The organism is Chitinivorax sp. PXF-14 (assembly GCF_040812015.1).
In the GTDB taxonomy this organism is placed as follows: Bacteria; Pseudomonadota; Gammaproteobacteria; order Burkholderiales; family SCOH01; genus JBFNXJ01.
The window spans coordinates 88390-111618 of record NZ_JBFNXJ010000009.1 but is presented as its reverse complement, the minus strand read 5'-3'; the positions used below and the strand labels follow the sequence as shown (position 1 = coordinate 111618).

23 protein-coding genes and 1 other RNA gene are annotated in these 23229 nt (G+C 65.6%); 16 read left to right on the top strand and 8 right to left on the bottom strand.

Translation table 11 applies throughout. The features are described 5' to 3' along the window. The first annotated feature begins 95 nt into the window (after positions 1 to 95). The 5 genes from glnA to ABWL39_RS12415 all read left to right on the top strand — a co-directional run bounded on the left by glnA (position 96) and on the right by ABWL39_RS12415 (position 5429). Positions 96 to 1505: a glutamate--ammonia ligase gene (gene glnA / locus ABWL39_RS12435; RefSeq protein WP_367791345.1), complete on the top strand. Its 1410-nt coding sequence runs from the start codon at positions 96 to 98 to the stop codon at positions 1503 to 1505. A gap of 204 nt (positions 1506 to 1709) precedes the next feature. Continuing rightward, complete coding sequence (locus tag ABWL39_RS12430) at positions 1710 to 2201, top strand: DUF4124 domain-containing protein (RefSeq protein WP_367791343.1); 492 nt, start codon at positions 1710 to 1712, stop codon at positions 2199 to 2201. A gap of 195 nt (positions 2202 to 2396) precedes the next feature. Further along, on the top strand, positions 2397 to 3455 hold the full coding sequence (glnL, locus tag ABWL39_RS12425) for a nitrogen regulation protein NR(II) (protein ID WP_367791340.1): 1059 nt from the start codon (positions 2397 to 2399) through the stop codon (positions 3453 to 3455). Continuing rightward, complete coding sequence (ntrC, locus tag ABWL39_RS12420; RefSeq protein WP_367791337.1) at positions 3452 to 4849, top strand: nitrogen regulation protein NR(I); 1398 nt, start codon at positions 3452 to 3454, stop codon at positions 4847 to 4849. Before glnL ends, ntrC begins: the two co-directional genes overlap by 4 nt. 82 nt (positions 4850 to 4931) lie before the next feature. Continuing rightward, positions 4932 to 5429, top strand: coding sequence for a hypothetical protein (locus ABWL39_RS12415; protein ID WP_367791334.1), 498 nt, complete (start codon positions 4932 to 4934; stop codon positions 5427 to 5429). 43 nt (positions 5430 to 5472) lie between these two features. On the opposite strand, the gene ABWL39_RS12410 is transcribed toward ABWL39_RS12415, so the two are convergent. The 5 genes from ABWL39_RS12410 to ABWL39_RS12390 are packed head-to-tail and all read right to left on the bottom strand — an operon-like array spanning position 5473 to position 9069. After that, positions 5473 to 6363 carry a DMT family transporter gene (locus tag ABWL39_RS12410; protein WP_367791331.1) on the bottom strand — a complete coding sequence of 297 codons (891 nt, stop codon included), beginning with the start codon at positions 6361 to 6363 and terminating at the stop codon, positions 5473 to 5475. A gap of 11 nt (positions 6364 to 6374) precedes the next feature. Then, positions 6375 to 6947, bottom strand: a complete 573-nt coding sequence (locus tag ABWL39_RS12405) for a BON domain-containing protein (RefSeq protein ID WP_367791328.1) — start codon at positions 6945 to 6947, stop codon at positions 6375 to 6377. After that, positions 6947 to 7534, bottom strand: coding sequence for an SIS domain-containing protein (locus tag ABWL39_RS12400; RefSeq protein WP_367791325.1), 588 nt, complete (start codon positions 7532 to 7534; stop codon positions 6947 to 6949). The genes ABWL39_RS12405 and ABWL39_RS12400 overlap by 1 nt, the downstream gene beginning before the upstream one ends. 9 nt (positions 7535 to 7543) lie before the next feature. Next, on the bottom strand, positions 7544 to 7882 hold the full coding sequence (locus ABWL39_RS12395) for a YraN family protein (RefSeq protein ID WP_367791322.1): 339 nt from the start codon (positions 7880 to 7882) through the stop codon (positions 7544 to 7546). Further along, complete coding sequence (locus ABWL39_RS12390) at positions 7879 to 9069, bottom strand: penicillin-binding protein activator (protein WP_367791318.1); 1191 nt, start codon at positions 9067 to 9069, stop codon at positions 7879 to 7881. Before ABWL39_RS12390 ends, ABWL39_RS12395 begins: the two co-directional genes overlap by 4 nt. Before the next feature lie 15 nt (positions 9070 to 9084). Between ABWL39_RS12390 and rsmI the strand changes: the two genes are divergently transcribed. From rsmI to ABWL39_RS12370, 4 genes are all read left to right on the top strand, one after another. Continuing rightward, positions 9085 to 9933: a 16S rRNA (cytidine(1402)-2'-O)-methyltransferase gene (rsmI, locus tag ABWL39_RS12385; protein ID WP_367791315.1), complete on the top strand. Its 849-nt coding sequence runs from the start codon at positions 9085 to 9087 to the stop codon at positions 9931 to 9933. A 51-nt stretch (positions 9934 to 9984) separates the two neighbouring features. Then, positions 9985 to 11025 (top strand): dihydroorotase, encoded by a 1041-nt coding sequence (pyrC, locus tag ABWL39_RS12380; RefSeq protein ID WP_367791312.1) that lies wholly within the window; start codon positions 9985 to 9987, stop codon positions 11023 to 11025. A 91-nt stretch (positions 11026 to 11116) separates the two neighbouring features. After that, positions 11117 to 11409, top strand: an RNA gene (rnpB, locus tag ABWL39_RS12375) — RNase P RNA component class A. Positions 11410 to 11532: 123 nt separating this feature from the next. After that, the gene (locus tag ABWL39_RS12370) at positions 11533 to 13020 is read left to right on the top strand and encodes a CHAD domain-containing protein (protein WP_367791309.1); all 1488 of its coding nucleotides are present in this window, start codon (positions 11533 to 11535) and stop codon (positions 13018 to 13020) included. A 57-nt stretch (positions 13021 to 13077) separates the two neighbouring features. Here the strand turns inward: ABWL39_RS12370 and ABWL39_RS12365 are convergent, their stop codons facing one another. The 3 genes from ABWL39_RS12365 to ABWL39_RS12355 are packed head-to-tail and all read right to left on the bottom strand — an operon-like array spanning position 13078 to position 15505. Further along, positions 13078 to 13392: a hypothetical protein gene (locus tag ABWL39_RS12365; RefSeq protein ID WP_367791306.1), complete on the bottom strand. Its 315-nt coding sequence runs from the start codon at positions 13390 to 13392 to the stop codon at positions 13078 to 13080. 29 nt (positions 13393 to 13421) lie between these two features. Next, positions 13422 to 14954 carry a flagellar assembly protein T N-terminal domain-containing protein gene (locus tag ABWL39_RS12360; protein ID WP_367791303.1) on the bottom strand — a complete coding sequence of 511 codons (1533 nt, stop codon included), beginning with the start codon at positions 14952 to 14954 and terminating at the stop codon, positions 13422 to 13424. An 8-nt stretch (positions 14955 to 14962) separates the two neighbouring features. After that, positions 14963 to 15505, bottom strand: coding sequence for an LPP20 family lipoprotein (locus ABWL39_RS12355; RefSeq protein WP_367791300.1), 543 nt, complete (start codon positions 15503 to 15505; stop codon positions 14963 to 14965). Between the two features lie 308 nt (positions 15506 to 15813). On the opposite strand from ABWL39_RS12355, the gene mraZ reads away from it, so the two are divergent. From mraZ to mraY, 7 genes are read left to right on the top strand one after another with little or no spacing between them, the layout of a single operon-like run. After that, entirely contained in the window at positions 15814 to 16287 is a 474-nt protein-coding gene (mraZ, locus tag ABWL39_RS12350) for a division/cell wall cluster transcriptional repressor MraZ (RefSeq protein WP_367791297.1), read from the top strand. After that, entirely contained in the window at positions 16284 to 17228 is a 945-nt protein-coding gene (rsmH, locus tag ABWL39_RS12345; protein ID WP_367791295.1) for a 16S rRNA (cytosine(1402)-N(4))-methyltransferase RsmH, read from the top strand. Before mraZ ends, rsmH begins: the two co-directional genes overlap by 4 nt. Further along, complete coding sequence (ftsL, locus tag ABWL39_RS12340) at positions 17225 to 17527, top strand: cell division protein FtsL (protein WP_367791292.1); 303 nt, start codon at positions 17225 to 17227, stop codon at positions 17525 to 17527. Before rsmH ends, ftsL begins: the two co-directional genes overlap by 4 nt. Before the next feature lie 16 nt (positions 17528 to 17543). Then, positions 17544 to 19283 (top strand): peptidoglycan D,D-transpeptidase FtsI family protein, encoded by a 1740-nt coding sequence (locus tag ABWL39_RS12335; protein ID WP_367791289.1) that lies wholly within the window; start codon positions 17544 to 17546, stop codon positions 19281 to 19283. Then, the gene (locus ABWL39_RS12330) at positions 19283 to 20746 is read left to right on the top strand and encodes a UDP-N-acetylmuramoyl-L-alanyl-D-glutamate--2,6-diaminopimelate ligase (protein ID WP_367791285.1); all 1464 of its coding nucleotides are present in this window, start codon (positions 19283 to 19285) and stop codon (positions 20744 to 20746) included. The genes ABWL39_RS12335 and ABWL39_RS12330 overlap by 1 nt, the downstream gene beginning before the upstream one ends. 14 nt (positions 20747 to 20760) lie before the next feature. Next, positions 20761 to 22116, top strand: coding sequence for a UDP-N-acetylmuramoyl-tripeptide--D-alanyl-D-alanine ligase (gene murF, locus ABWL39_RS12325; protein ID WP_367791539.1), 1356 nt, complete (start codon positions 20761 to 20763; stop codon positions 22114 to 22116). Between the two features lie 7 nt (positions 22117 to 22123). Next, positions 22124 to 23209 (top strand): phospho-N-acetylmuramoyl-pentapeptide-transferase, encoded by a 1086-nt coding sequence (gene mraY / locus ABWL39_RS12320; protein WP_367791282.1) that lies wholly within the window; start codon positions 22124 to 22126, stop codon positions 23207 to 23209. The last annotated feature ends 20 nt before the right edge of the window (positions 23210 to 23229 follow it).

The following is a 23229-nucleotide window of genomic DNA, read 5'->3' as shown; positions in this document are numbered from 1 at the left end:
GTCAAACTGTCTGAATATGCAGTAGCCGCTTCGCCGTGCTGAAACGGCTTTAATAACAGACGCTTACATCACGTAATCCGAAACAGGAGAAGAACATGGCGGTCGCCAACGTTTTGAAGATGATTCAGGACAACGAAATCAAATTCGTTGACCTGCGCTTTACCGATACCCGTGGCAAGGAGCAGCACGTTTCCGTTCCTGCTCACGTCGTGGATGAAGAGTGGTTCGAGCATGGCCACGCTTTCGACGGTTCGTCGATCGCCGGCTGGAAGGGTATTCAAGCATCCGACATGCTGCTGATGCCCGATCCGTCGACCGCCAACATCGACCCGTTCTTCGACGAGCCGACCCTGTTCCTGACTTGCGACGTGATCGATCCGGTCGACGGCAAGGGCTACGACCGCGACCCGCGCTCCATCGCCAAGCGCGCTGAAGCTTACCTGAAGGCATCCGGCCTGGGCGACACTGCCTACTTCGGCCCGGAACCCGAATTCTTCATCTTCGACAGCATCACCTGGGGCACCGATATGTCCGGTACCCACGTCAAGATCGAATCCGAAGAAGCGGCATGGGCGTCGGCTCAGAAGTTCGACGGCGGCAACATGGGCCACCGCCCGGGCGTCAAGGGCGGCTACTTCCCGGTTCCGCCGGTCGATTCGTTCCAGGACGTTCGCGCCGCAATGTGTGTCGCGCTCGAAGAGCTGGGCGTGCCGGTTGAAGTTCACCACCACGAAGTGGCGACTGCCGGCCAGTGCGAAATCGGCACCAAGTTCTCGACGCTGGTTCAGCGCGCTGACTGGACGCAGATCCTGAAGTACGTGGTGCACAACGTATCTCACGCCTACGGCAAGACCGCTACCTTCATGCCGAAGCCTATCGTTGGCGACAACGGTTCGGGCATGCACGTTCACCAATCGATCTGGAAGGACGGCAAGAACCTGTTCGCGGGCAATGGCTACGCTGGCCTGTCCGAGTTCGCGCTGCACTACATCGGTGGCATCATCAAGCACGCCAAGGCGCTGAACGCGATCACCAACCCGGGCACCAACTCGTACAAGCGTCTGGTTCCTGGCTACGAAGCACCGGTAATGCTGGCTTACTCGGCCAAGAACCGCTCGGCTTCGATCCGCATCCCGTTCGTGGCTTCCGAAAAGGCTCGCCGCATCGAGGCTCGCTTCCCGGATCCTCTGGCCAACCCGTACCTGGCTTTCTCCGCACTGATGATGGCTGGTCTGGACGGCGTTCAGAACAAGATTCACCCGGGCGACGCGATGGACAAGAACCTGTACGATCTGCCGCCTGAAGAAGACAAGCTGATCCCGAAGGTTTGCCACAGCCTGGAAATGGCGCTGGAAGCCCTCGACAAGGACCGCGAGTTCCTGACCCGTGGCGGTGTGTTCTCGAACGAATGGATCGATTCCTACATCGAGCTGAAGATGGAAGAAGTCCAGAAGTTCCGCATGACCACTCACCCGGTCGAATTCGCGATGTACTACAGCCTGTAAGCTGTCGCGAAGGCATTACCTGCCATCAGCAAAAGGAGCGGCTTGCCGCTCCTTTTGTTTTTTGTGCCACTCCGGGAATTCTGGTGTCATTAACCTGTCTGTTGCTCTATCGCGAGAAACTTTCTACACTCGCGCCAACCCCTTAGCTCGTTACCCAAACGCCGTTTCATGCCTTTTGCATTGCCCGCCCCTGCCTGCCGATTCGTGCCCCGCCTACTGACGCTGGGGGTGACCTTGTGCCTTGCCGCCTCGGCCGGTGTGGCCCGCGCCGACATCTATAAATACGTCGACGAAAACGGCCGCATCACCTATTCCAATGTGCCGATCAAAGGGGCGAACAAGCTCGATCTCGGGGTCTACAACAGTATTCCCGCTCCGCGCTACAAGGGGAGCGGCGCCTCATCCGCTGCCGCGCCACGGGTCAATGTGAATCCGGGGCCGGCGGACTTCCCCAGTGTCGACATCGGCACGCAGCGCAAGCGCGACTCCACACGTCGCGGCATTCTCGACAATGAGCTGGCCGGCGAGGAAAAGTTGCTGGCCGACGCGCGCCGCGCCTATGACGATGGCCAGGCTGCCCGTACCGGGGAAGATGCCGCGCAGCGCCAGGTACGCCTCGGCAAGCTGCGTGAAGCCGTGTCGAACCACGAAGCCAATATCCAGGCGATCAAGAAAGAACTTCGCAACACCCGTTGACGCACTAAAATGGTGCGTGTGAACAGGCCGGGTGCCCGCCTGCACCTGTTCTGAGCGCCTGCCAGCCCCTGGTGCGGCCCCCGTTCAATCTGGTGCGATCGTTAAGTCCCCGGCTTATTGGGCTTTTTTTCGGTGCATCGGGTCATGGCCCGCTTATTGCTTAATTTCAAGCACCTTTCATAGTCTATGCGCCAAATGCATGCACCCGTCTTTTCCGGCCTAGAACTGCTCGATTCGGCGGTCATCGCGCTCGATGCGCAACGGCGGATCTGCTACGTCAATCCCGCCGCCGAGAACCTGTTCGAGTTTGCCCAGCGCAATGTGACCGGGGCATCGCTGGTTGCTGTCTTCGCGCGTGACGGCGCGGCCCTGCAAGCCGTGCTGGACAAGGCCGAGGCCAAGAACGTGAGCATGGCGGAGCACGACCTGAAGCTCGTCACCAGCACCGGCAACGAGCTGCACCTGGCCTGCAACGCGGCGCCGGTCGAGGCCTCGCAAGCTGCCTTCCTGCTTGAGTTCCGCCCGATCGACCAGCAGCTCAAGATCGCCAACGAAGAGCGCATCCTGATGCAGCAGCAGGCGAACCGCGAGCTCATCCGCAACCTGGCGCACGAGATCAAGAATCCGCTCGGTGGCATTCGCGGCGCGGCGCAACTGCTCGAACACGAGCTCGATCGCCGTGAGCTGCGCGAGTACACGCAGGTCATCATCCAGGAGTCGGAACGGCTGCAGTCGCTGATCGACCGTCTGCTGACACCGCACCGCATCCCGCAGGTGGCCGAGGTGAATATCCACGAGGTGCTCGAGCGCGTGCGCAGCCTGCTGCTGGCCGAGGTGCCGCAAGGGCTCGCGATCCGGCGCGACTACGACACCAGCCTGCCCGCGCTGAGCGGCGACAAGGAGCAACTGATCCAGGTCGTGCTCAATATCGCGCGCAACGCCGTCCAGGCGATGCAGGGCAAGGGGCAGCTCGTGCTCAGGACGCGCGTGGCGCGCCAGGTGACGATCGCCCGCAAGCGCCACCGCATTGCGCTGAGCCTGCAGATCGTCGACGACGGCCCGGGTATTCCCGAGGTGATCCGCGACAACATCTTCTACCCGCTCGTATCGGGGCGCCCCGATGGCACCGGGCTTGGGCTGACGCTGGCACAAACCTACGTTCACCAGCACCAGGGCACCATCGACTTCGAGAGTCGAGCGGGCCATACCTGCTTCACCATCCTGCTGCCGTTCATTGAGGAGCTCAAGGCATGAAACCCGTCTGGATCATTGACGACGACCGCTCCATCCGCTGGGTGTTCGAGAAAGCGCTGGCGCGCGAGAACATCGAGTTCAAGACCTTTTCCACCGCCCACGACGCGCTCGCCGCGATGGAGCGTGAGCTGCCGCAAGTGGTGGTCAGCGACATCCGCATGCCGGGCGAATCCGGTCTGACCTTCCTGCAGAAGGTGAAGGACAAGCATCCCGACTTGCCGGTCATCATCATGACTGCGCATTCCGACCTGGAGAGCGCCGTGGCGGCCTTCCAGGGCGGGGCCTTCGAGTACCTGCCCAAGCCGTTCGACATCGATCACGCGATCGAGCTGGTGCGCCGCGCCATCGATGAGAGCATGCGCAAGGGCGGTGAGACGGAGGAAATCGATGCCGCGCCGGAAATCCTCGGCCAGGCGCCGGCCATGCAGGAGGTGTTTCGCGCCATCGGGCGACTGAGCCAGTCGTCGGCAACCGTGCTGATCACCGGCGAATCGGGCTCGGGCAAGGAGCTCGTGGCCCGTGCGCTGCACCGCCACAGCCCGCGTGCGGCGAGCCCCTTCATCGCGATCAACACGGCGGCGATTCCCAAGGACCTGCTCGAATCCGAGCTGTTCGGCCACGAGCGCGGCGCCTTCACCGGTGCGCAGACGCAGCGGCGCGGCCGTTTCGAGCAGGCCGAGGGTGGCACGCTGTTCCTCGACGAAATCGGGGATATGCCGGCCGACCTGCAGACTCGGCTGCTGCGCGTGCTGTCCGACGGCTTTTATTATCGCGTCGGCGGCCACACTCCGATCAAGGCCAATGTGCGCGTGATTGCCGCCACCCACCAGAATCTCGAAACGCGGGTGAAGGACGGCGCGTTCCGCGAGGATTTGTTCCACCGCCTCAACGTCATCCGCCTGCGCTTGCCACCACTGCGCGAGCGGCAGCAGGACATCCCGCTACTGGCGCGCCATTTCCTGCAGAAGAGCGCCAAGGAGCTCGGCGTTGAGCACAAGCGGTTGTCCGATGCTGCGATGAAGTATCTGGCGTCGCGCGAATTTGCCGGCAATGTGCGCCAGCTCGAAAACGTATGCCATTGGCTGACCGTGATGGCGCCGGGGCAGAATGTCGAGGTGACCGACCTGCCGCCCGAAATCCGCGAGGAAGGCGGTGCCGAGTCGGCCACGGCCGGAGACTGGGTCGATGCCTTGACGCAGGAGGCCAATCGCCAGCTCAATCGCGGCGACACGGCTATCATCGACGAGCTGACACGGCAGTTCGAGCGTGCGCTGATCCTGACGGCGCTGTCGCACACGGGCGGACGGCGCATCGAAGCCGCCAACCTGCTGGGGCTTGGGCGCAATACGCTGACGCGTAAGATCCAGGAGCTCGGGCTCGATCACGTCGAATGAGCCGTCGGTCGGGTCGGTCGGTTTGGTGTGGCGATGACGACACGGTAGAATGCCGTCATCCAATCGATAGGCGAGAAACGTAATGGACAACAAGGCTATCAAGATCGGGCTGGTGATCGCCGTATTGCTGCTGGCCCTTGTCTGGTTCCAGAAGGAGCGCGCGGCGGCCCGGCATGAAGCCATGGCAGCGCAGACCGCGGAGATCGAGGACGAGACCCAGGCTGCACGGCGCAAGGCCGCGGCTTCATTGAGCGAGATCGAGCAGGACAACGCCGACCTCAACAAGGTGTTGTCCAAGAGCGCACGCGAGCAGATGGATACCTTCCGCAAGGATGCGGAGGCCGCCTACCAGAAGGGCAAGGAAGAGAGCGAACGTAACGATGCGATATACGAGCGCAAGGTTCGCGAGGCAAAGAGCGAAGAAGAGGCGGCCGAGTGGCGCCGTCGCTGGGCCGAGGCGCGCCAGCGCTGGAATGAGTCGGTCGAGACCGCACGCCGTCGCTATGAGCTGGAACAGCAGCAAGCCCTGGAGCGCTCGCAGCAGCATTCGGACAAGTCATCCGTCAGTGTGATCAAGTAAGTCGCACGACAGCCGACAGCAAAGGGCGCCCGCGTGGCGCCCTTCAACTTTTCGGCGCGGGGCTGGCAGGCTTGCCGGTGGCGGCGAGCAGCAGGGCTGCCGCCAGAATCAGCCCGCCGCCCAGCCACTGGCTTGCCGACATCGACTCGTCGAGCAGCCATGCGGCGGAGACGACGCTGACCACAGGCTCGAAGGTGGACAGCATCGAAGCCTCGCTGGCGCCGAGCCGGTTGAGCCCGGCAAAGAAGGCGAGGATGGCGAGCACGGTGGAAATCAGCGCGATGGCTGCGACGGCCGCCCAGCCGGCCAGGGTGGCGGGCCAGTGCGGGTTGCCCAGCGCGGCGCCGGCGGCAAAGGTGAGGGCGGCGGCCAGCATGACGACCGTGGAGGCACCGAGGGCGCCGGCGTACGGCGTGATGCGGGAGCCCGCCACGATATACACGGAGTAGATCAGCGCGGCCGACAGGCCCAGCACGACGCCGATCGGCCTGCCGTTGACGGCCGGGCCGATGGTCAACACCAGCCCGACCGTGGCCACCAGCAAGGCCATTATCTTGCCCCGGGTCAGCCGTTCCTTCAGGAACAGCATCGCCCACAGCGCGACCAGCAGCGGGTAGGCATAGAGCAGTAGGGCCACCAGGCCGGCGCTGGCATACCTGAGCGCGCTGAAATAGGCAAACGACTGGCCTGCGTAGCCGATGCCGCCCATCAGCACCAGGCCCAGCAGTATCCGCCCGCGTGGCCAGCTTGCGCCGCGCCCGGCCATCACCGCCGCCATCAGCAGGCCGGCGATGCCAAAGCGCAGCAGCAGCATCGCCGAGGTGTCCGCCCCGGCGGCGTAGGCGTAGCGGGCAAAAATCGGCATCACGCCGAATGCCGTGGCGGACGCCAAGATGAACAGGGCGCCACTGAGGCGCCCCTGGGCAGCACTCATCGCGCGGCGGCTCAGTCGAGGTATTCGAACAGCGTGACGACCTTCTTCACGCCCGAGACACCCGCCGTGGTGTCGGCTGCGGCTTTCGCCTCGAAGTGGGTGACGATGCCCATCAGGTAGACGATGCCGCCCTCGGTGGTGACCTTGATCTGGTTGGCGTTGATCTGGTTGTTGCCGATCAGGTTGGCCTTGACCTTGGTCGAAATGCCGGCGTCGGTGGCGCGTTCGCCGAGCGTGGTGACCGGGCCGACGACCAGCTCGTTGTAGATCTTGCTGACGCTCGGCACGGTGCGCGCGATGCGCTCGGCATCCTGCTTGATCTGCTCGTTGGCGACCTCGCCGACCAGCAGCAGGGCGCGGTTGAACGATACCGGGTCGATGTGTGCCCTGTCGCCGAACTGCTCTTTCAGGCGCGCGCTGATCTTGAGCTCGATGTTCTGGTCGTCGATCTGGGTGCCCGTGGTGCGGCGGTCATTGGCCATCAGCGCGGTGCCGGCTGCAGCGCCCACCACCAGCGGCGCGCAGGCCTGCATTGCGGGCGCTGCGGCCAGCGCGGTCATCAGTAGGATAAGTTTCTTGTTCATCAATCGGCTCCCAACAGTAAACAGTCGATGGTATCGCACAGGGTGTGCAATATCAGTAGGTGAAGTTCGCGCACACGGGCGGCGCTGTCCGCCGGCACGCCGAGATGGATATCGCTGGCGGTGAGGATGTCGCCGAATTGCGGGTCGTTGCCGACCAGCGCGATGACGTTCATCTGCCGCTCGTGGGCGGCGTGGATGGCGTCGATCACGCTGGCGGAATGGCCGTTCGCCGCGATCGCCAGCAACAGGTCGCCGGGCTGGCCGATGGCGCGAACCTGCTTGGAATACATCAGGTCGTAGCCGTAGTCCTCACCAATGGCGGTGATCGTCGAGGTATCCGAGGTCAGCGCGAACGCGGCGAGCCCAGGGCGCTCGCGCTCGAAGCGGTTGATCAGCAGCGAGGCGAAGCGCTGCGCATCGGCAGCCGAGGCGCTGTTGCCGCAGGTGAGCAGCTTGCCGTCGGCCATCAGGCAATCGACGAGGCGTTCTGCCGTCTGGGCGATGCCCGGCGAGAGATCGGCCATGACCTCGCGGGTCAGCTCGATATTGTCTTGGAATTGGGCGCCGATGCGTTCAACGAGATCCATAAGTCGGTTTCAGTTTTCCATAATATTTTTCAGCCAGGATGGCGCATCGCTGGCTTCGAACAGCACCGCGTCGAAACGGCACGGCGGCTCGCTGCCCAGCGTTGCCAGATAATGCTGGGCGGTGGTCCACAGCTTGCGCTGCTTGGCGCCGGTAATGCTGTAGCGCGCGCCGCCGAAGTCGCCGCTGGCTCGGGCTTTGACCTCGACAAACACCAGGGTGTTCCCGTCGCGGGCGATCAGGTCGATTTCGCCGAAGCGGCAACGATAGTTGCGTTCGACGATGCGTAGGCCCTGCTGCTGCAGGAAGAGGGCGGCGGCGGCCTCGGCCGCCGGGCCGGATTGCTTCATTGCGCGGTGTCGGCCGGGCCGATCGACGCCGGGCTCGCGCGCCGGGTGAATTGCTGGTCACGGCCGAGCTCGATGAAGCCGGTGACGCCCTCCAGCCCTGCCGGTGCCTGGCCGCGCGCGAGCCTGGCGGCGAGGCGGTAGGCATCGATGCCGAGTGCGTAGAGCCGGTCGAAGTCGGCCGACAGCGCCTTGTCGCTGACCGGGTAGGCGGCGACCAGCTCGTTCTGCCTGTCGACGAGCCACGGCATGTCGACGAACTGCACGCCGACGAGGTCCTGGTTGATCGGCGCGTTGAGCTTGCCGTTGTGTACCTGCGATGTCGCGTAGGTGGGGATCAGGCTACCCAGGTAGGGGCGCGCGAGCCTGGCCTTGCGCGAGTCGAGCGCGAGGAAGATGGCCTCGGGCTGGCCCGCATCGACCCGTTCGCGCAGCTTGCTGTAGGCTGTTTTGGCGCCGAGCTGGAAGTCGTCCTCCACCGTGTTGCCGAGCTTTTTCCAGGTGTCGGAGAAGGCCGCGGCGATGCGCCGGTTCAGCGGGGTGTCGTTGCTGACCACGAGCACGCGCGAGCGACCCGAATCGTAGATCAGTTTCGCCACCTGGCGCGCCTCGGCCTCCGCCGAGATGGCGAAGCTGAACAGCTTGGCCGGCAGCTGCACATTGGCCTCGGGCGAGTTCAGCGCCAGCGTGGGTACGCTGACCGCGTTGCTGTTCGCCAGCATGGTCAGGCCGGGCTTAGTGAGCGGGCCGACGACGACGCGTGCGCCCTCCATCACGGCCTGCTTGTAGGTGAGCAGCAGGTCGTCGGTCTGCTCGTTGACCGGGTAGATGCGGATCGGCAGCTCGGTTTCCGGTTTGGCGCTGGCCGCCGCGGTGAAGCCATCCTTCACGCTCTCGGCGGCAGTGCCCAGCGTCTTGGAGGAAAGCGGCAACAGCAGCGCAATCAGCGGCGTTTCGGCCGATGCCGCCGGCGCCTCGCCGGCCGGCATCGGGGTTGTCGTCGGCGCAACAGGTGGCGCAGGCTCCTGCTGCGGCCTGGCCGGTTGCACGGACGGCCGCACCGGCGCGGCCTGGGCCGGCGCTTGCGTGCGCGACTCGATGGGTGCAGGGGGCTGGCTGGCGAACGAGGAACAGCCTGCGTATAGTAGGCCGCTGGCAATCAGCACAAACGAGGCAAGACGTTGTCGCATCTGGAAAATCGCGCCGTGGAAGAAGGCGTATTATATGTGGTGGCCACGCCCATTGGAAATTTGCGGGATTTGAGCCCGCGCGCGCTCGACGTCCTGCGCCAGGTCGACCTCATCGCCGCCGAGGATACGCGCGTCACCCAGAAGCTGCTGTCCTCGTTCCAGATACTGACCAAGACCATCAGCCTGCGCGAGCACAACGAACGCCGCGAGGCCGAGCGTATCGTCGAATTGTTACGTGCCGGCAAGTCCGTGGCGCAGGTATCGGATGCCGGTACCCCTGCCGTGAGCGACCCCGGCGCGCTGCTCGTCGACATCGTGCGCGAGGCCGGCCTGCGCGTGGTGCCCATCCCCGGTTGCAGCGCCGTCGTCACGGCGCTCTCGGCCAGTGGCTTTACCCAGCCACAGTTCCTGTTCGCCGGCTTCCTGCCGGCCAAGACCGGACACCGCAGGAAGGCGCTCGAAGCCTTGCTGGACGCACCCTACAGCCTGGTATTCTACGAGGCGCCGCACCGCATCGAGGAATGCCTCGTCGATCTGCTGACGGTATTCGGCCCGGCCCGGCGCGTCGTGCTCGCGCGCGAGCTGACCAAGGCCTTCGAGACCATCCACCGCTGCACGCTGGGCGAGGTGGCCGCATGGTTCGCCGGTGACGCCAACCAGACGCGCGGCGAATTCGTGGTGGTGGTGGAGGGCGCACCGGCAGCCGAAGCCAGCCATGAGATCGACCCCGAGGCGCTGCGCGTGCTGCAGATCCTGCTCAAGGACCTGCCGGTCAAGCAGGCCGCCACGCTGACGGCCGAGATCAGCGGCGCGAACAAGAAGCAGCTGTACGACGCGGCGTTGAAGCTGCGCGAGGGCGACTGAGCTTGCCGGTATAATGAAGGTTTGCCGATCCGATTTTCAGCGAGCCGAATCATGACCCAGCAGCTTATCCTCACCCGCCCCGACGACTGGCACCTGCACCTGCGCGACGGCGCCGCGATGCGCGACGTGTTGCAGCACACCGCGCGCCAGTTCGGCCGCGCCATCGTCATGCCCAACCTGAAGCCGCCGGTTACCACGGTCGAGCTGGCAGCGGCCTATCGCGAGCGCATTCTCGCCGCGCTGCCGGCCGGCTCGCGCTTCGAGCCGCTGATGACGCTGTACCTGACAGACAACACCACGCCGGACGAAATCGTGCGCGCCAAGCAGAGCGGCTTCGTCAAGGCGGTCAAGCTCTACCCGGCCGGCGCCACCACCAACTCCGACTCCGGCGCCACCGACCTGCTCGGCAAATGCGCGCCGGCGCTGGCCGAGATGGAGAAGCAGGGCCTGCCCTTCCTGGTGCACGGCGAGGTGACCGACCCGGCCGTCGATGTGTTCGACCGCGAGGCGGCCTTCATCGACACGGTGATGGTGCCGCTGCTCAAGCAGTTCCCCGGCCTCCGCGTGGTGTTCGAGCACATCACCACCCGGCAGGCGGCGCAGTTCGTGATGGAGGCGCCCGACCACATCGGCGCAACGATCACGCCGCAGCACCTGCTGATGAACCGCAACGCAATCTTTGTCGGCGGCGTCCGCCCGCACCACTACTGCCTGCCGGTGCTCAAGCGCGAGGAGCACCGCGTGGCACTGGTCAAGGCGGCGACCAGCGGCAGCCGCAAATTCTTCCTCGGTACCGACTCGGCGCCGCACGCCAAGCATACCAAGGAGGCCGCCTGCGGCTGTGCCGGCATCTACTCGGCGCACGCGGCAATCGAGTTCTACGCCGAAGCCTTCGACAAGGCGAACGCGCTCGACAAGCTCGAAGCCTTCGCCAGCTTCAACGGCCCCGATTTCTACAGCCTGCCGCGCAACACCGAGCAGATCACGCTGATCAAGGAAGACTGGACTGTGCCGGCCGAGTACGTGTTTGCCGAACACACCGTCGTGCCGCTGCGCGCAGGCGAATCGCTGGGCTGGAAAATCGTCGGCTGATTGGGCTGCGAGCCAATACCGGCGCGCCCTGCGGGCTGGCTGGAGTGCGCGCCGCTACTGGGCCGCAGGCCGATGGTGTAGAATAGGCGGCGAAGTCAGCCAGACAGTCGCCGCCGGCCGCAAGGCCGGGGGAGGAAAGTCCGGGCTCCATAGAGCAGGGTGACGGCTAACGGCCGTACGCCGTGAGGCGAGGAATAGGGCCACAGAGACGAGCGTATTCAGTTACGGTGAAACGCGGTAACCTCCACCCGGAGCAATGCCAAATAGGCGGACGTCGAGGTTGCTCGCCGAGTCCGCGGGTAGGCAGCTTGAGTGCCGGAGCAATCCGGCGCCTAGAGGAATGACTGTCCACGACAGAACCCGGCTTATCGGCTGACTTCAACCCATGCAAGGGCCAGCGCACCACGCGCTGGCCTTTTTTCATGGCCGCGCGGCGGGCCATGATTGCCATCTGCGTGCAGTCAATCTCTGCTAGCATGGCTTCCAGACTGCTTTCAGGCCATCAGCATGGAAATCGAACTCAAACTTGCCATTGACCCCGGTGACGCCGCCCGCCTGCTCAAAGACCCGTTGCTCAAGCCGGCGACGCGTGGCGCTTCGCGCCAGACCGAGCTGGCCAATATCTACTTCGATACACCCGAGCGCGAGCTGCAACAGGCCCGCATCGGCCTGCGCCTGCGCCGCGACGGCGAACAGTGGCTGCAGACCATCAAGGGTGGCGGCCAGGTGTCGGGCGGGTTGCATGCGCGGCAGGAGCTCGAGTTCGCCGTTGCCGGGCGCGCACTCGAATTCGCCGCGCTGGACGGCAGCGAGTGGTCCGAGATCCTCACGCCCGAGCGTACCGCCCGCCTGCAGCCGGTGTTCAGCACCGATTTTCAGCGGACGATACGGCTGATCCGGCCTGCGCCGGGCGTCGAAATCGAGGTCGCGATCGATCGCGGCGACATCTCGGCTGCCGGGCAGAATGATCCGATCTGCGAGATCGAGCTCGAGCTGAAGGATGGCCCGGTGTCCGCGCTGTTCGATCTCGCCTTGCAGCTGGCCGAGCGCTTCGAGCTCAGGCTGGAGAATGCAAGCAAGGCCGAGCGCGGCTACCGCCTCGCCTACGGCACCGCGCCGCGGGTGCCAGGCAAGTGGGCGCCGCCGGCCATCGCGGCACAGACGGCGCTGCCCGAGGCGGTGGCGACCCTGGCTTACGGCCTGCTGGCGCATTATCAGGACAATGAAAAAGGCTTTCTCGGCGCGGCCGAGAACCCCGAATTCCTGCATCAGATGCGCGTCGCGATCCGGCGTCTGCGCGTGCTGCTCGGATTGTTTGCCGCCGATCTGCCCGAGCCCGACACGGTCACGAGCTTGCGCGGCGAGCTACGCTGGCTGGGCAACGAGCTGGGCCGCGCCCGTGACTGGGATGTGTTGCTGAACGACACGCTGCCCACGGTGCTGAAGGCCGTGGGTGACCATCCGGCACAGGCCCGCCTGCACGCGCGGCTTGCGGCGGCCGGCTTCGCTGCGCAACAAGCGGCGCGCGAGGCCGTCGGCTCGATGCGCTATCAGCGTCTGCTGCTCGGCCTGGGTCGTTGGTGTGCGCTGCTGGCGGCTGCCGACGGCCCGGCGAGCTTCGGTGATGCCGCCGCGCCGCTGCTGGGCAAGTATTCCCGGCGCCTGGGCGATGCGCTCAAGCGCGCCGACGAAACCTCGGCCGCCACCCTGCACCGCACGCGCATCCTGGCCAAGAAGCTGCGCTACTTGGGCGAGTTCGGTGCGCTGTCGTATGCCGGCAAGCGCTACCAGCGCTTCAATCATTGGCTGCAGGCGGTGCAGGATGGCCTAGGCCGACATCACGATCAGAGCGTTGCCGATGGCCTGTTGGCTACCCAGTCGGCGCTCGTGCGCAGGCCGGACGAGGCGGAGCTGCTCGGCATGCTGCGCGGCTGGCTGCGGGCGCAGACGGTCAGCGTGGCACATGCCGAGCTGCCCAAGCCATTCTGGAAATAGAGGTCTGGCGAAGCCGGGCTTACCGGCCTGGGGTGCGCCCGCTGTGGCGTGCAGGGCTCAGGGATAGGTGTAGGGGGCCCAGGAGTTGACGACCTGCTCCATCGGCACTCTCGGCGCTTCGGGCACCGGTGGCGGGCTCGCTACGATCGGTACGGCTGTGGGCGCTGCTGCCGGCTTGGCCGGCTCGACGGCCTCCGCGACGGGCACGGCCTGTTTCCTGGCGGCCTTCGGCGGGGCCGGGCGCACGGCAGCCGGCTTGCGCGGTTTGTGATAACCCAGCGGGCGGATCGCCGCGTCGGCCGGCGTGCTCAGCGCGAGGCCGAGCACGGTGGCGACGATGAGGCGCGGTGCGGATTGCAGTCGTGTTGCCATGATCGGGTTCCGGGGTTGCGCAGGGCGCGTCACGACAGCTTGGCGGGCGCGGCGGGTTTGGTCGGCACGGTCGGTGTGGCTGGCGGGCAGTCGCACTTTGCCGGCGATTTCCTGGTGGCGGACTTGGCGGTTTTCTTCTTGGCCGGCTTGGCTTGCTTGTCCTGCCCCTTGGCTGCCGCCTTGGTGCCGCTAGTGCCGTCCTGCTGGCGCTGGCCGGGCGCCTTGTCTGATGCGGTGGAGGGCTCGGCCGCCGCTTCCGTCAATCGGCCCGAGCTGCCGCGATTGTCGTCGCGGATCAGGTCGCCGCTGCGTATGCCGGCCGTACGGCTCAGCTCGGCGATGGCGAAGCGCGGCTGCACCTGGACGATGCTGGCGCTGGCCGCCGGTGTCTCGGGGATGCCCAGCGCCTCGTTGGTCTCGGGCAGCGACACCGGTTTGTTGGTCTGCTTCTTGTAGACCGTCAGCGTGTCGCCGGGACGGAGCTGCTGCAGGCCGCCGGCATTCAGGTAGATGCGGGAGCCGTCGATCTTGACGATCTTGGCCGTCAGCGGCAGACAGGCCAGCGTGTTGTCGATGGCGCTGGTGGCATCGTTGAGCACGCGGTCGACAGCCCGGCCATAGTCGCTGGCCAGAAAGCCACTGCTGCCGAATGCCTGACGGCTGCTCGTCGCCACCTTGCCGCTGGCTTCCTGCTGCAGCGTATGCCGGGCGAGCAGCACGGCGGTGGCGCCATCGTATATCTGCAACTCGATCTCGAAGCGCCGCTGCGTCGCCTGCTGCGCCACGCCGGCCCCCAGCGTCGAGCCGGGCAGCGCCACGCCGAAATGCGGGCTACCGTTGTCGGCACTTTGCCAGCCCCAGTAGGGGCGGGTCTGGCGGGCGCTGACGCTGGTGTCGAGTACGCGGCCGGTCAGCACGAACTGGCTGTTGGTGTTGAGCGCAACCTGCTTGATCGCCTCCGGGTCGGCCTGCAGCGGGGCGGCGGATGCCGTGCCGCCGAACACATTGGCGTTGGCGTTGACCGTCGGCAGCAGGCGCTTGCTGGCTTCCAGCCGGCGCAGCAGCTCGTTGGGCACGCCCTGGCCGGGATTGTCGAGGTCGTCGGCCTGGCCTGCCTGCATGAGCAGGAACGGCGCCACCGCGATGGTCTTGCGATAGCGCGGCTGGCTGTTGCCTGCGCAGCTGGTGGTCTGCTGCACGGGCTGCGAAGTGGGGCGGGGCGAGGCGGCGCTGTCGTCGGGAAAGTCAGCCTCGACCTCGACCATCAGCAGGCCCTTGTCCGTCCATTCGCGTTTGAGGCGGAACTGGCTGGGGCGCCGTTGCGCGTTGACCGAGAGGCTGCCCTGGTCGGGCCGGGCGATCGGTGAGCTGCCTGCCACCTGGGCGCCGGCTTCGAGCGATGCCTGCTCCAGTGCGTCGCGTATGGCCTCTGCCCGTGCCGTTTCGCGCGAGCCGGCTGCGTCGAGCGCGGCCATGCCCTGTGCCGTCAATGTCTCGGCCGCCAGCGGGGTTGCTGCAAGCGTCAGCAGGATGAGCGCCAGGCGCGGCGGGAGAACGGTCAAGGCGGCGGTCAGTCGGCGTAATAGAAGCTGCGATTATACCCGCTGCTGGCCAGGACGGGACTGGCGCTTGCCGTCGCGCCGGCCGGTGCGCTGGATGACGCCGTGGCACTGGCTGTTGGTGGCGCCGTCAGCTGCATGCGCCAGAAGTCTGGCGGCAGCTCGATCTCGATCTCCGTCTCGTAATTGCCCTCGGCCATCGGCGTGACGCTGACCACGTGCGCGCCGCGCAGATAGGCGTCGAGGTAGACGCGGAAGCTGTCGTTCTGCGCCACCATCGCGGCAACGGTGGTGTTGCCCTTGATGCGCACGCCATATACCTGCTCGGCCAGCGAGCGGTAGGCGTCGAGCTTCGCGGCGCGCATGGCGAGCAGGCGGCGCTGGCCTGCGGTGTAGCCCTCGAAGGTGCTGGCCGAGCCATAGCCGGTGGCGGTGAAGCGCAGTTTTGCCGCGGGGGCGCTGCTGCCGGCTGGCGTGAACAGGCTTGGCGGGTTCGCGCAGCCGTACAGCACCGTGGCCAGCGCGAGCAGGGTGGCCGATAGGGTGTGCTTCATTGTTGTTCTCCGTGTTGGCGCACAGGGGCGAGGGCAGGACTAACGCTAATCATCGGCGCCCCGCGGCAAATCTATAGCCGGCATGGGGGATGCGCTGGTGGTTCGCCCCACTTTCTCCCCGCATGCCAATGTTGTTAAGGAGCTACTTCTGGATTCTCTTCTATCTCCTTCATTCATAAGACTTTTCGTGTTTTGTGATGTTCTGCTAAGTGTTTGTTACGAAACGAGAAAATGGCTGTAATCGAGTTGACCGGCATAGGTTTCATGCTCTATAGTGGGAGGAAGTGGGGGAAGGTGGTGGAAAGTGGGTGAAGCTACCTCCCTCGGTCACCCAGGAAAGCAAAATGTTCAGTGGCGTCTCAACGCTCAGTCTCGACGATAAGGGTCGTCTCACGGTGCCAGCCCGGCACCGCGATGCCCTCATGTCGCTGTGCGCTGGCCGCCTGGTGCTGACGCTGGCGCCCGATGGCTGCCTGCTGCTGTACCCCGAGCCGAACTGGCTGCCGGTGCGTGACCAGATGATGCAGTTGACTGGCTCGCGCGTCGCAATCGCGCGCGTGGTGCTCGGTTACGCGGAAGAGGTTGAGATGGACAAGGCGGGCCGCGTCTCGGTGAGCCGCACGCTGCGCGACAAGGCTGCCTTCGACAAGGATGTGTCGCTGGTCGGCATGGGCAAGAAATTCGAGCTGTGGGATGCCGCCAAGTGGGATGCGCAGACCGCAGCCACGATGGCGATCCCGGCTGACGATCTGGCGAGCCAGATGGAAGGTATCTCGCTGTGAGCGATGTGGTTGGGCTGGTGCATCGCACGGTATTGCTGGACGAGGCGGTGGATGGGTTGGCGATCAGGCCCGATGGCATCTATGTCGACGGGACGTTTGGCCGCGGCGGGCATAGCCGGCTGATCCTGTCGAAGCTCGGCGCGGCTGGCCGGCTGATTGCGTTCGACAAGGACCCGCAGGCGATCACCGAGGCGGCAACGATTGCCGATGCCCGCTTCCACATCGTCCACAGCGGTTTTGCCGAGATGAAGGCCGGGCTGGCGGCGCTCGGTATCGACAAGGTCGACGGCGTGCTGCTCGATCTCGGTATTTCCTCGCCGCAGATCGATGACGGCCGCCGCGGTTTCAGTTTTCGTTTCGATGCGCCGCTCGACATGCGCATGGATACCACGCGTGGCGTGACGGCGGCCGAATGGCTGGCCGATGCGCCTGAACAAGATATTTACAGAGTAATCAAAGACTATGGCGAAGAGCGGTTTGCTAAGCAGATTGCAAGAAAGATTGTCGCGCTTCGATCGGAGCGGCCAATTACCACCACCCGACAGCTTGCCGAGATCGTGGCGGGCTGTGTCCGCACCCGCGAACAGGGTCAGGACCCGGCGACGCGAAGCTTTCAGGCTATACGGATTCACGTCAATCAAGAGCTTGAGGAGCTGTCGCTAGTCCTGCCTCAGGCGCTGGCCTTGCTCAAGCCCAATGGGCGCTTGTCGGTGATCAGCTTCCATTCGCTGGAAGACCGCATCGTCAAGCGCTTCATGAAGGATGCGGCGAACGATGACGACATGCCGAGCCGCCTGCCGATCCGTGCGTCCGAGCTGAAGGCGCCGCCGCTGAAGGTGGTGGGCAAGCCGATCAAGCCCTCGGCGCAGGAAACGCAAGCCAATCCGCGTGCGCGCAGCGCGATCCTGAGAGTGGCGGAGCGGACGGAAGCGCCGTTGTGACGAAGCTGAATCTATTGCTGTTGGCGGTGTTGATCGCCTGCGCGCTGAGTGTCGTGACTTCACAACACAAGGCGCGCAAGTTGTTTATCGAGCTGCAAAAGGAACAGAAGTTGTCCAAGCAGTTCGATGTGGAATGGGGTCAGCTGCAGCTTGAGCAGAGCACCTGGGCGATGCACTCGCGTATCGAGACCATCGCGCAGAAACAGCTCGGCATGCAGGTGGCAGATGGCTCTCGTACGCAAGTGGTCACCGTGCCCGTGCCGGCCAAGTCGGCCGGCGAGAAAACCGTAGCGCAGTAATGGCGCAATTAAAGACATGTACACGGCCAACTCCAACCTCAACGCAAGACTACCCGCATGGCGCAGCTACACGCTGATGGGCGCGCTCGGGGCCGGTTTCGCCTTGCTGGTGGGGCGTGCGGTGTACCTACAGGCGTATAACCGCGAGTTCCTGCAGGAAAAGGGCGAGGCGCGCTACAGCCGCGTGCTCAAGCTCGAAGCGATTCGCGGCATGATCACCGACCGCAATGGCGAGCCGCTCGCCATCTCTACCCCGGTGCAGTCGATCTGGGCCAGCCCGGCCGACATGGACGAGATGCCGAGCCAGCAGCAGATCGGCCAGCTGGCCAAGCTGCTGGGCATGACGGCGGCCGATGTCACGGCCAAGATCGCCGACCGCAAGCGCGATTTCGTCTTCATCAAGCGCCAGATCCAGCCCGAGCTCGCCGACCGCGTGCTGGCGCTGAACATCCCCGGCATCTACAAGCAGCAGGAATACCGCCGCTACTACCCGGCCGGCGAATTCCTGGCGCACATCATCGGCCAGACCGGCATCGACGACAAAGGCCAGGAGGGCATGGAGCTCACGCGCAACGCCACGCTCGCCGGCAAGCCCGGTAGCCGGCACGTGATCCGTGATCGCCGCGGCTACATCGTCGAGGACGTGTCGAGCGTGGTGAAGCCGCAGGATGGCCAGACGCTGACGCTGTCGATCGACCGCAACCTGCAGTACCTCGCCTACCGCGAGCTGAAGCAGGCGGTGGACGTCAACAAGGCCAAGGCCGGCGGCCTGGTGATGCTCGACGCCAAGACCGGCGAGGTGCTGGCGCTGGCCAACATCCCGTCGTACAACCCGAATAACCGCGGCGCGATCGACCCGGCGCGCAAGCGCAACCGCGCGCTGACCGACCTCTACGAGCCGGGCTCGACGATGAAGCCGATCACGGCTGCCGCCGCGCTCGAGGCGGGCACCTTCAAGCCGACCACGATCATCGACACCCAGGGCGGGCGCATGAGCATCGGCCCGGCGACAATCCACGATGCCCACCCGCACGGTGCGCTGACGGTGGAGCAGGTGATCCAGGTGTCGTCCAACGTCGGTGCCGCCAAGATGGCGCTGTCGCTGGGGCATGAATACCACTCCGACTTCCTGCATTCGCTGGGCTTCGGCCAGGTGCCGCACACCGGTTTTCCCGGCGAGGCGGCGGGCCGCGTGCGGCCGTGGAAGACCTGGCGCCCGATCGAACAGGCGACCATGTCCTACGGCCACGGCATCTCGGTCAGCCTGATCCAGATGGCGCATGCCTATATGGTTTTCGCCAACCACGGCGAGATCAAGCCGATCAGCTTCATCAAGCAGGTGGCGCCGCCGCCGGGCAAGCAGGTGATCAAGCCCGAGACCGCCGATGCGGTGAAGAAGATGCTCGAGATGGTGACGCAGCCGGGCGGCACCGCGACGCGCGCACAGGTGGTCGGCTACCGCGTGGGTGGCAAGACCGGCACCGCCAACAAGCTCGAAGGCGGCGGCTACTCGAAGAACAAGTATGTATCGAGTTTCGTCGGCCTCGCGCCGGCATCCGACCCGCGCCTGATCGTGGCGGTGATGATCGACGAGGCCACGGCTGGCCAGTATTACGGCGGTACGGTGGCCGCGCCGGTGTTCGCCAACGTGATGGGCGGTGCGCTGCGCATTCTCGGCGTGCCCAACGATGCGCCGGTCAACAGCATCATTCTGCCGGGCATGGACCAGCAGGAAGCGGCAGAGGGGACGATGTGATGAGCACAGCGATCACCTGGCCCCTGCTCGAACAACTCGGCGTGCCGCTCGGCCGCGTGGTGGCGGACAGCCGCCAGATCAAGCCCGGCGACGTGTTCCTGGCCTGTATGGGTGAGTATACCGACGGCCGTAACTATATTCCGCAGGCGCTCGAGGCCGGTGCGGCCGGCGTGCTGTGGGACGCTGCCGACGGCTTCGACTGGAAGGCCGAATGGGCCGTGCCCAATCTGCCGGTGCCCGAGCTGCGCCTGCGTGCCGGCGAGGTCGCGAGCCTCGTCAACGGCGAACCGTCAAAGCATATGACCGTGATCGGCGTGACCGGCACCAACGGCAAGACCTCGATCACCACCTGGCTGAGCCACGCCTTGAGCGCGCTTGGCCGCAAGACGGCGGTGATTGGCACAGTCGGCAACGGTTTTCCGGGTCAGCTGGAAGTGGCGACCCATACCACGCCCGACGCGGTGAGCCTGCAGGCAAGGCTGGCTACCTATCGCGAGCTGGGCGCGCAGGCCATCGCGATGGAGGTATCGTCGCACGGGCTCGATCAGGGCCGGGTGGCCGGCGTGGCATTCGATGTCGCCGTGTTCACCAACCTCACGCGCGATCATCTCGACTACCACGGCGACATGGAAGCCTACGGCGCGGCCAAGGCCAAGCTGTTCGCCTGGCCCGGGCTCAAGGCCGCCGTGATCAATCTCGACGACGCCTTTGGCGCCAGGCTCGCGGCGGACTGCCGTGCGCGCGGCGTCGCCGTGCTCGGCTACGGCCTGAAGGCGGGCGAGCTGCACTGCCGCGAGCTGCGCGTCGACGAACAAGGCATTCATATGAGCGTGGCCACGCCGCAGGGCGAGGCACGCATCGGCAGCGGCCTGCTGGGGCTGTTCAACGCGGCCAACCTGCTCGCGGCGCTTGGCGCGCTGCTGGCCGCCGGCGTGGCGCTTGACGACGCCGCCCGTGCGCTGGGCTCGATCGAGGCCGCGCCGGGGCGCATGCAACGGCTCGGTGGCGCGGCGCAGCCGCTGGTCGTGGTCGATTACGCGCATACGCCCGACGCGCTGGAAAAGGCGCTGTCCACGCTGCGCGACATCGTACCGGCCGGGTGCAAGCTGTATTGCGTGTTCGGCTGCGGCGGCGACCGCGATCCGGGCAAGCGCCCGTTGATGGGCGGCATCGCCGGCCGGCTGGCCGACGTGGCCGTGGTGACGAGCGACAACCCGCGCACCGAAGACCCGGACAAGATCATCGAACAAGTGGTGGCCGGCATGGGGCCAGGTCAGCGCACTCTGGCAGACCGCGCCGCAGCCATCGCCTGGGCGGTGGATGAGGCGCAGGCTGGCGACATCGTGCTGATCGCCGGCAAGGGACATGAGGATTACCAGGATGTGCAAGGAGTAAAACGGCCGTTCAGCGATGTGGATCAGTCACTGGCGGCGCTGGCCAAACGCGTGGGAGGCAAACTCTGATGAGCCTGCCGACCATGATGAACCTGAATCAAGCCGCGAAAGCCATTGGGGGCGCCACGACCGCCCCGGAAGTCGGATTTGCGCGCGTCACCACGGACAGCCGGGCCATCGAGCCGGGCGATCTGTTCATTGCGCTCAAAGGGGAGCGCTTCGACGCCCACGACTTCGTGACACAGGCTTTGGCGGACGGCGCGGCCGCAGCCATGGTGAATACCGCTTGGGAGGGCGGTGCCGGGCTGCCGTTGCTTCGCGTCGATGATACCCACCGCGCGCTTGGCCAGCTCGCTGCCTACTGGCGTAGCCAGTTCAACCTGCCTGTGGCCGCCATTACCGGCTCCAGCGGCAAGACCTCGGTCAAGGAAATGCTCGCCAGCATCTGCTGCGCGGCGAGCTCCGACGCCGGCGTGCTGGCGACGCGCGGCAACCTCAACAACGACATCGGCGCCCCGCTGACGCTGCTGCGTCTGGCACCCGAACACCGCTATGCCGTGATCGAGATGGGCATGAACCATCCGGGCGAGATTTCCTACCTGACGAATCTCGGCAAGCCCACCGTGGCGCTCGTCAACAACGCCGCCGCCGTGCATCTCGAGGGCCTGGGCTCGGTCGAGGCCGTGGCGCGCGCCAAGGGCGAGATATTCGAAGGGTTGACGTCCGACGGTGTCGCCGTGATCAATGCCGACGACGCCCATGCGCCGCTGTGGCGCTCGCTTGCCGGCTCGCACCGGCGCATCGAGTTCGGCCTCAGCCAGGGCGACGTGCGCGCCACCTTCAAGCTCGCCGTGTTCGACAGCGAGGTGAGCGTGCACACCCCTGCGGGCGATGTCTCGTTCAAGCTCGGCGTGCCGGGCCTGCACAATGTGCGCAACGCGCTCGCGGCCACCGCGGCCGCGCTGGCGATGGGTATCGGCCTCGATGCGATCGGCCGCGGCCTGGCGCTGTTCGACGGCGTCAAGGGTCGGCTGCAGCGCAAGGCTGGCCTCAGCGGCGCCATCGTCGTGGACGACACCTACAACGCCAACCCGGACTCGATGGCCGCCGCCATCGCCGTGCTGGCCGGGCAGAAGGGCCGCCGCGTGTTCGTCATGGGCGATATGGGCGAGCTTGGCCCCGACGCGCCGGCGCTGCATGCCGACATCGGCAAGCTGGCCGCCGACAAGGGCATCGAGCATTTCTACTGCCTTGGCGAGCTGACGCGCGAGGCGGCCCGTGCCTACGGCCCGGCGGCACATCACTACAGCGAGCTCGACGCGCTGCTGGCGGCGCTCAAGGCCGAGATGACGGCCGACACCACGGTGTTGGTGAAAGGATCCCGCTTCATGAAGATGGAACGGGTAGTGGATTTTCTGACGGCGCAGCTCAAGGGATAGGCAGGCCATGCTGTTATTACTCGCACAATGGCTCGGGTCCGAAGTTCGTGCCTTCAACGTATTTGGTTACATCACGCTGCGCGCGGTGATGGCGATGGCGACCGCGCTCGCCTTCTCGCTGCTGCTCGGGCCGCTGGTGATCCGCAAGCTGACGGCGATGAAGGTCGGCCAGGCGGTGCGCAGCGACGGCCCGCAGACCCACCTCGTCAAGGCCGGCACGCCGACCATGGGCGGCACGCTGATCCTGCTGTCGATCGCGCTGACCACGCTGCTGTGGGGCGATCTCACGAACAAGTACGTGTGGCTGACGCTGGCCGTGACGCTGGCAACGGGCGTGATCGGCTTCGTCGACGATTACAAGAAGGTCGTCTACAAGGACCCGAAAGGCCTGTCGGCCAAGGCCAAGATGTTCTGGCAGTCGGTGATCGCGATTACGGCCGGCCTGTTCCTGGCCGGCACCGCCAACCTGCCGTCGAACACCGATTTCATCGTGCCCTTCTTCAAGCACATCGTTTACCCGTTCGGCCCGGTGGGCTTCGTGGTGCTGACCTACTGCGTGATCGTCGGCAGCTCCAATGCGGTGAACCTGACCGACGGTCTCGACGGCCTGGCGATCATGCCGACCGTGATGGTTTCCGCCGCGCTGTCGATCTTCGCCTACGTGGCGGGCCACGCGGTGTTCTCGAAATATCTCGGCCTGCCGCATATTCCGGGCGCCGGCGAGCTGGCGGTGTTCTGCGCGGCGATCGGCGGCGCGGGCCTGGGCTTTCTGTGGTTCAACGCCTATCCGGCAGAAGTGTTCATGGGCGACGTCGGCGCGCTGGCGCTGGGCTCGGCGCTCGGTGTGATTGCGGTGATCGTGCGCCAGGAAATCGTGCTGTTCATCATGGGCGGCGTGTTCGTGATGGAGGCGGTATCGGTGATGTTGCAGGTCGGCAGCTTCAAGCTCACCGGCAAGCGCATCTTCCGCATGGCCCCGCTGCACCACCATTACGAGTTGAAGGGCTGGAAGGAAACGCAGGTCGTCGTGCGTTTCTGGATCATCACCATCGTGCTGGTGCTGGTCGGGTTGTCGACGCTGAAACTGCGCTGACAGGCGGGACGCCCCGGGCC

What these genes read in the sequence shown, in the direction of transcription:
- glnA (WP_367791345.1), top strand. Translation starts at nt 96, where the DNA reads ATGGCGGTCGCCAACGTTTTGAAGATGATTCAGGACAACGAAATCAAA.
- glnL (WP_367791340.1), top strand. Translation starts at nt 2,397, where the DNA reads ATGCATGCACCCGTCTTTTCCGGCCTAGAACTGCTCGATTCGGCGGTC.
- ntrC (WP_367791337.1), top strand. Translation starts at nt 3,452, where the DNA reads ATGAAACCCGTCTGGATCATTGACGACGACCGCTCCATCCGCTGGGTG.
- ABWL39_RS12415 (WP_367791334.1), top strand. Translation starts at nt 4,932, where the DNA reads ATGGACAACAAGGCTATCAAGATCGGGCTGGTGATCGCCGTATTGCTG.
- ABWL39_RS12410 (WP_367791331.1), bottom strand. Translation starts at nt 6,363, where the DNA reads ATGAGTGCTGCCCAGGGGCGCCTCAGTGGCGCCCTGTTCATCTTGGCG.
- ABWL39_RS12405 (WP_367791328.1), bottom strand. Translation starts at nt 6,947, where the DNA reads ATGAACAAGAAACTTATCCTACTGATGACCGCGCTGGCCGCAGCGCCC.
- ABWL39_RS12400 (WP_367791325.1), bottom strand. Translation starts at nt 7,534, where the DNA reads ATGGATCTCGTTGAACGCATCGGCGCCCAATTCCAAGACAATATCGAG.
- ABWL39_RS12395 (WP_367791322.1), bottom strand. Translation starts at nt 7,882, where the DNA reads ATGAAGCAATCCGGCCCGGCGGCCGAGGCCGCCGCCGCCCTCTTCCTG.
- ABWL39_RS12390 (WP_367791318.1), bottom strand. Translation starts at nt 9,069, where the DNA reads ATGCGACAACGTCTTGCCTCGTTTGTGCTGATTGCCAGCGGCCTACTA.
- pyrC (WP_367791312.1), top strand. Translation starts at nt 9,985, where the DNA reads ATGACCCAGCAGCTTATCCTCACCCGCCCCGACGACTGGCACCTGCAC.
- ABWL39_RS12370 (WP_367791309.1), top strand. Translation starts at nt 11,533, where the DNA reads ATGGAAATCGAACTCAAACTTGCCATTGACCCCGGTGACGCCGCCCGC.
- ABWL39_RS12365 (WP_367791306.1), bottom strand. Translation starts at nt 13,392, where the DNA reads ATGGCAACACGACTGCAATCCGCACCGCGCCTCATCGTCGCCACCGTG.
- ABWL39_RS12355 (WP_367791300.1), bottom strand. Translation starts at nt 15,505, where the DNA reads ATGAAGCACACCCTATCGGCCACCCTGCTCGCGCTGGCCACGGTGCTG.
- ABWL39_RS12335 (WP_367791289.1), top strand. Translation starts at nt 17,544, where the DNA reads ATGTACACGGCCAACTCCAACCTCAACGCAAGACTACCCGCATGGCGC.
- ABWL39_RS12330 (WP_367791285.1), top strand. Translation starts at nt 19,283, where the DNA reads ATGAGCACAGCGATCACCTGGCCCCTGCTCGAACAACTCGGCGTGCCG.
- murF (WP_367791539.1), top strand. Translation starts at nt 20,761, where the DNA reads ATGATGAACCTGAATCAAGCCGCGAAAGCCATTGGGGGCGCCACGACC.
- mraY (WP_367791282.1), top strand. Translation starts at nt 22,124, where the DNA reads ATGCTGTTATTACTCGCACAATGGCTCGGGTCCGAAGTTCGTGCCTTC.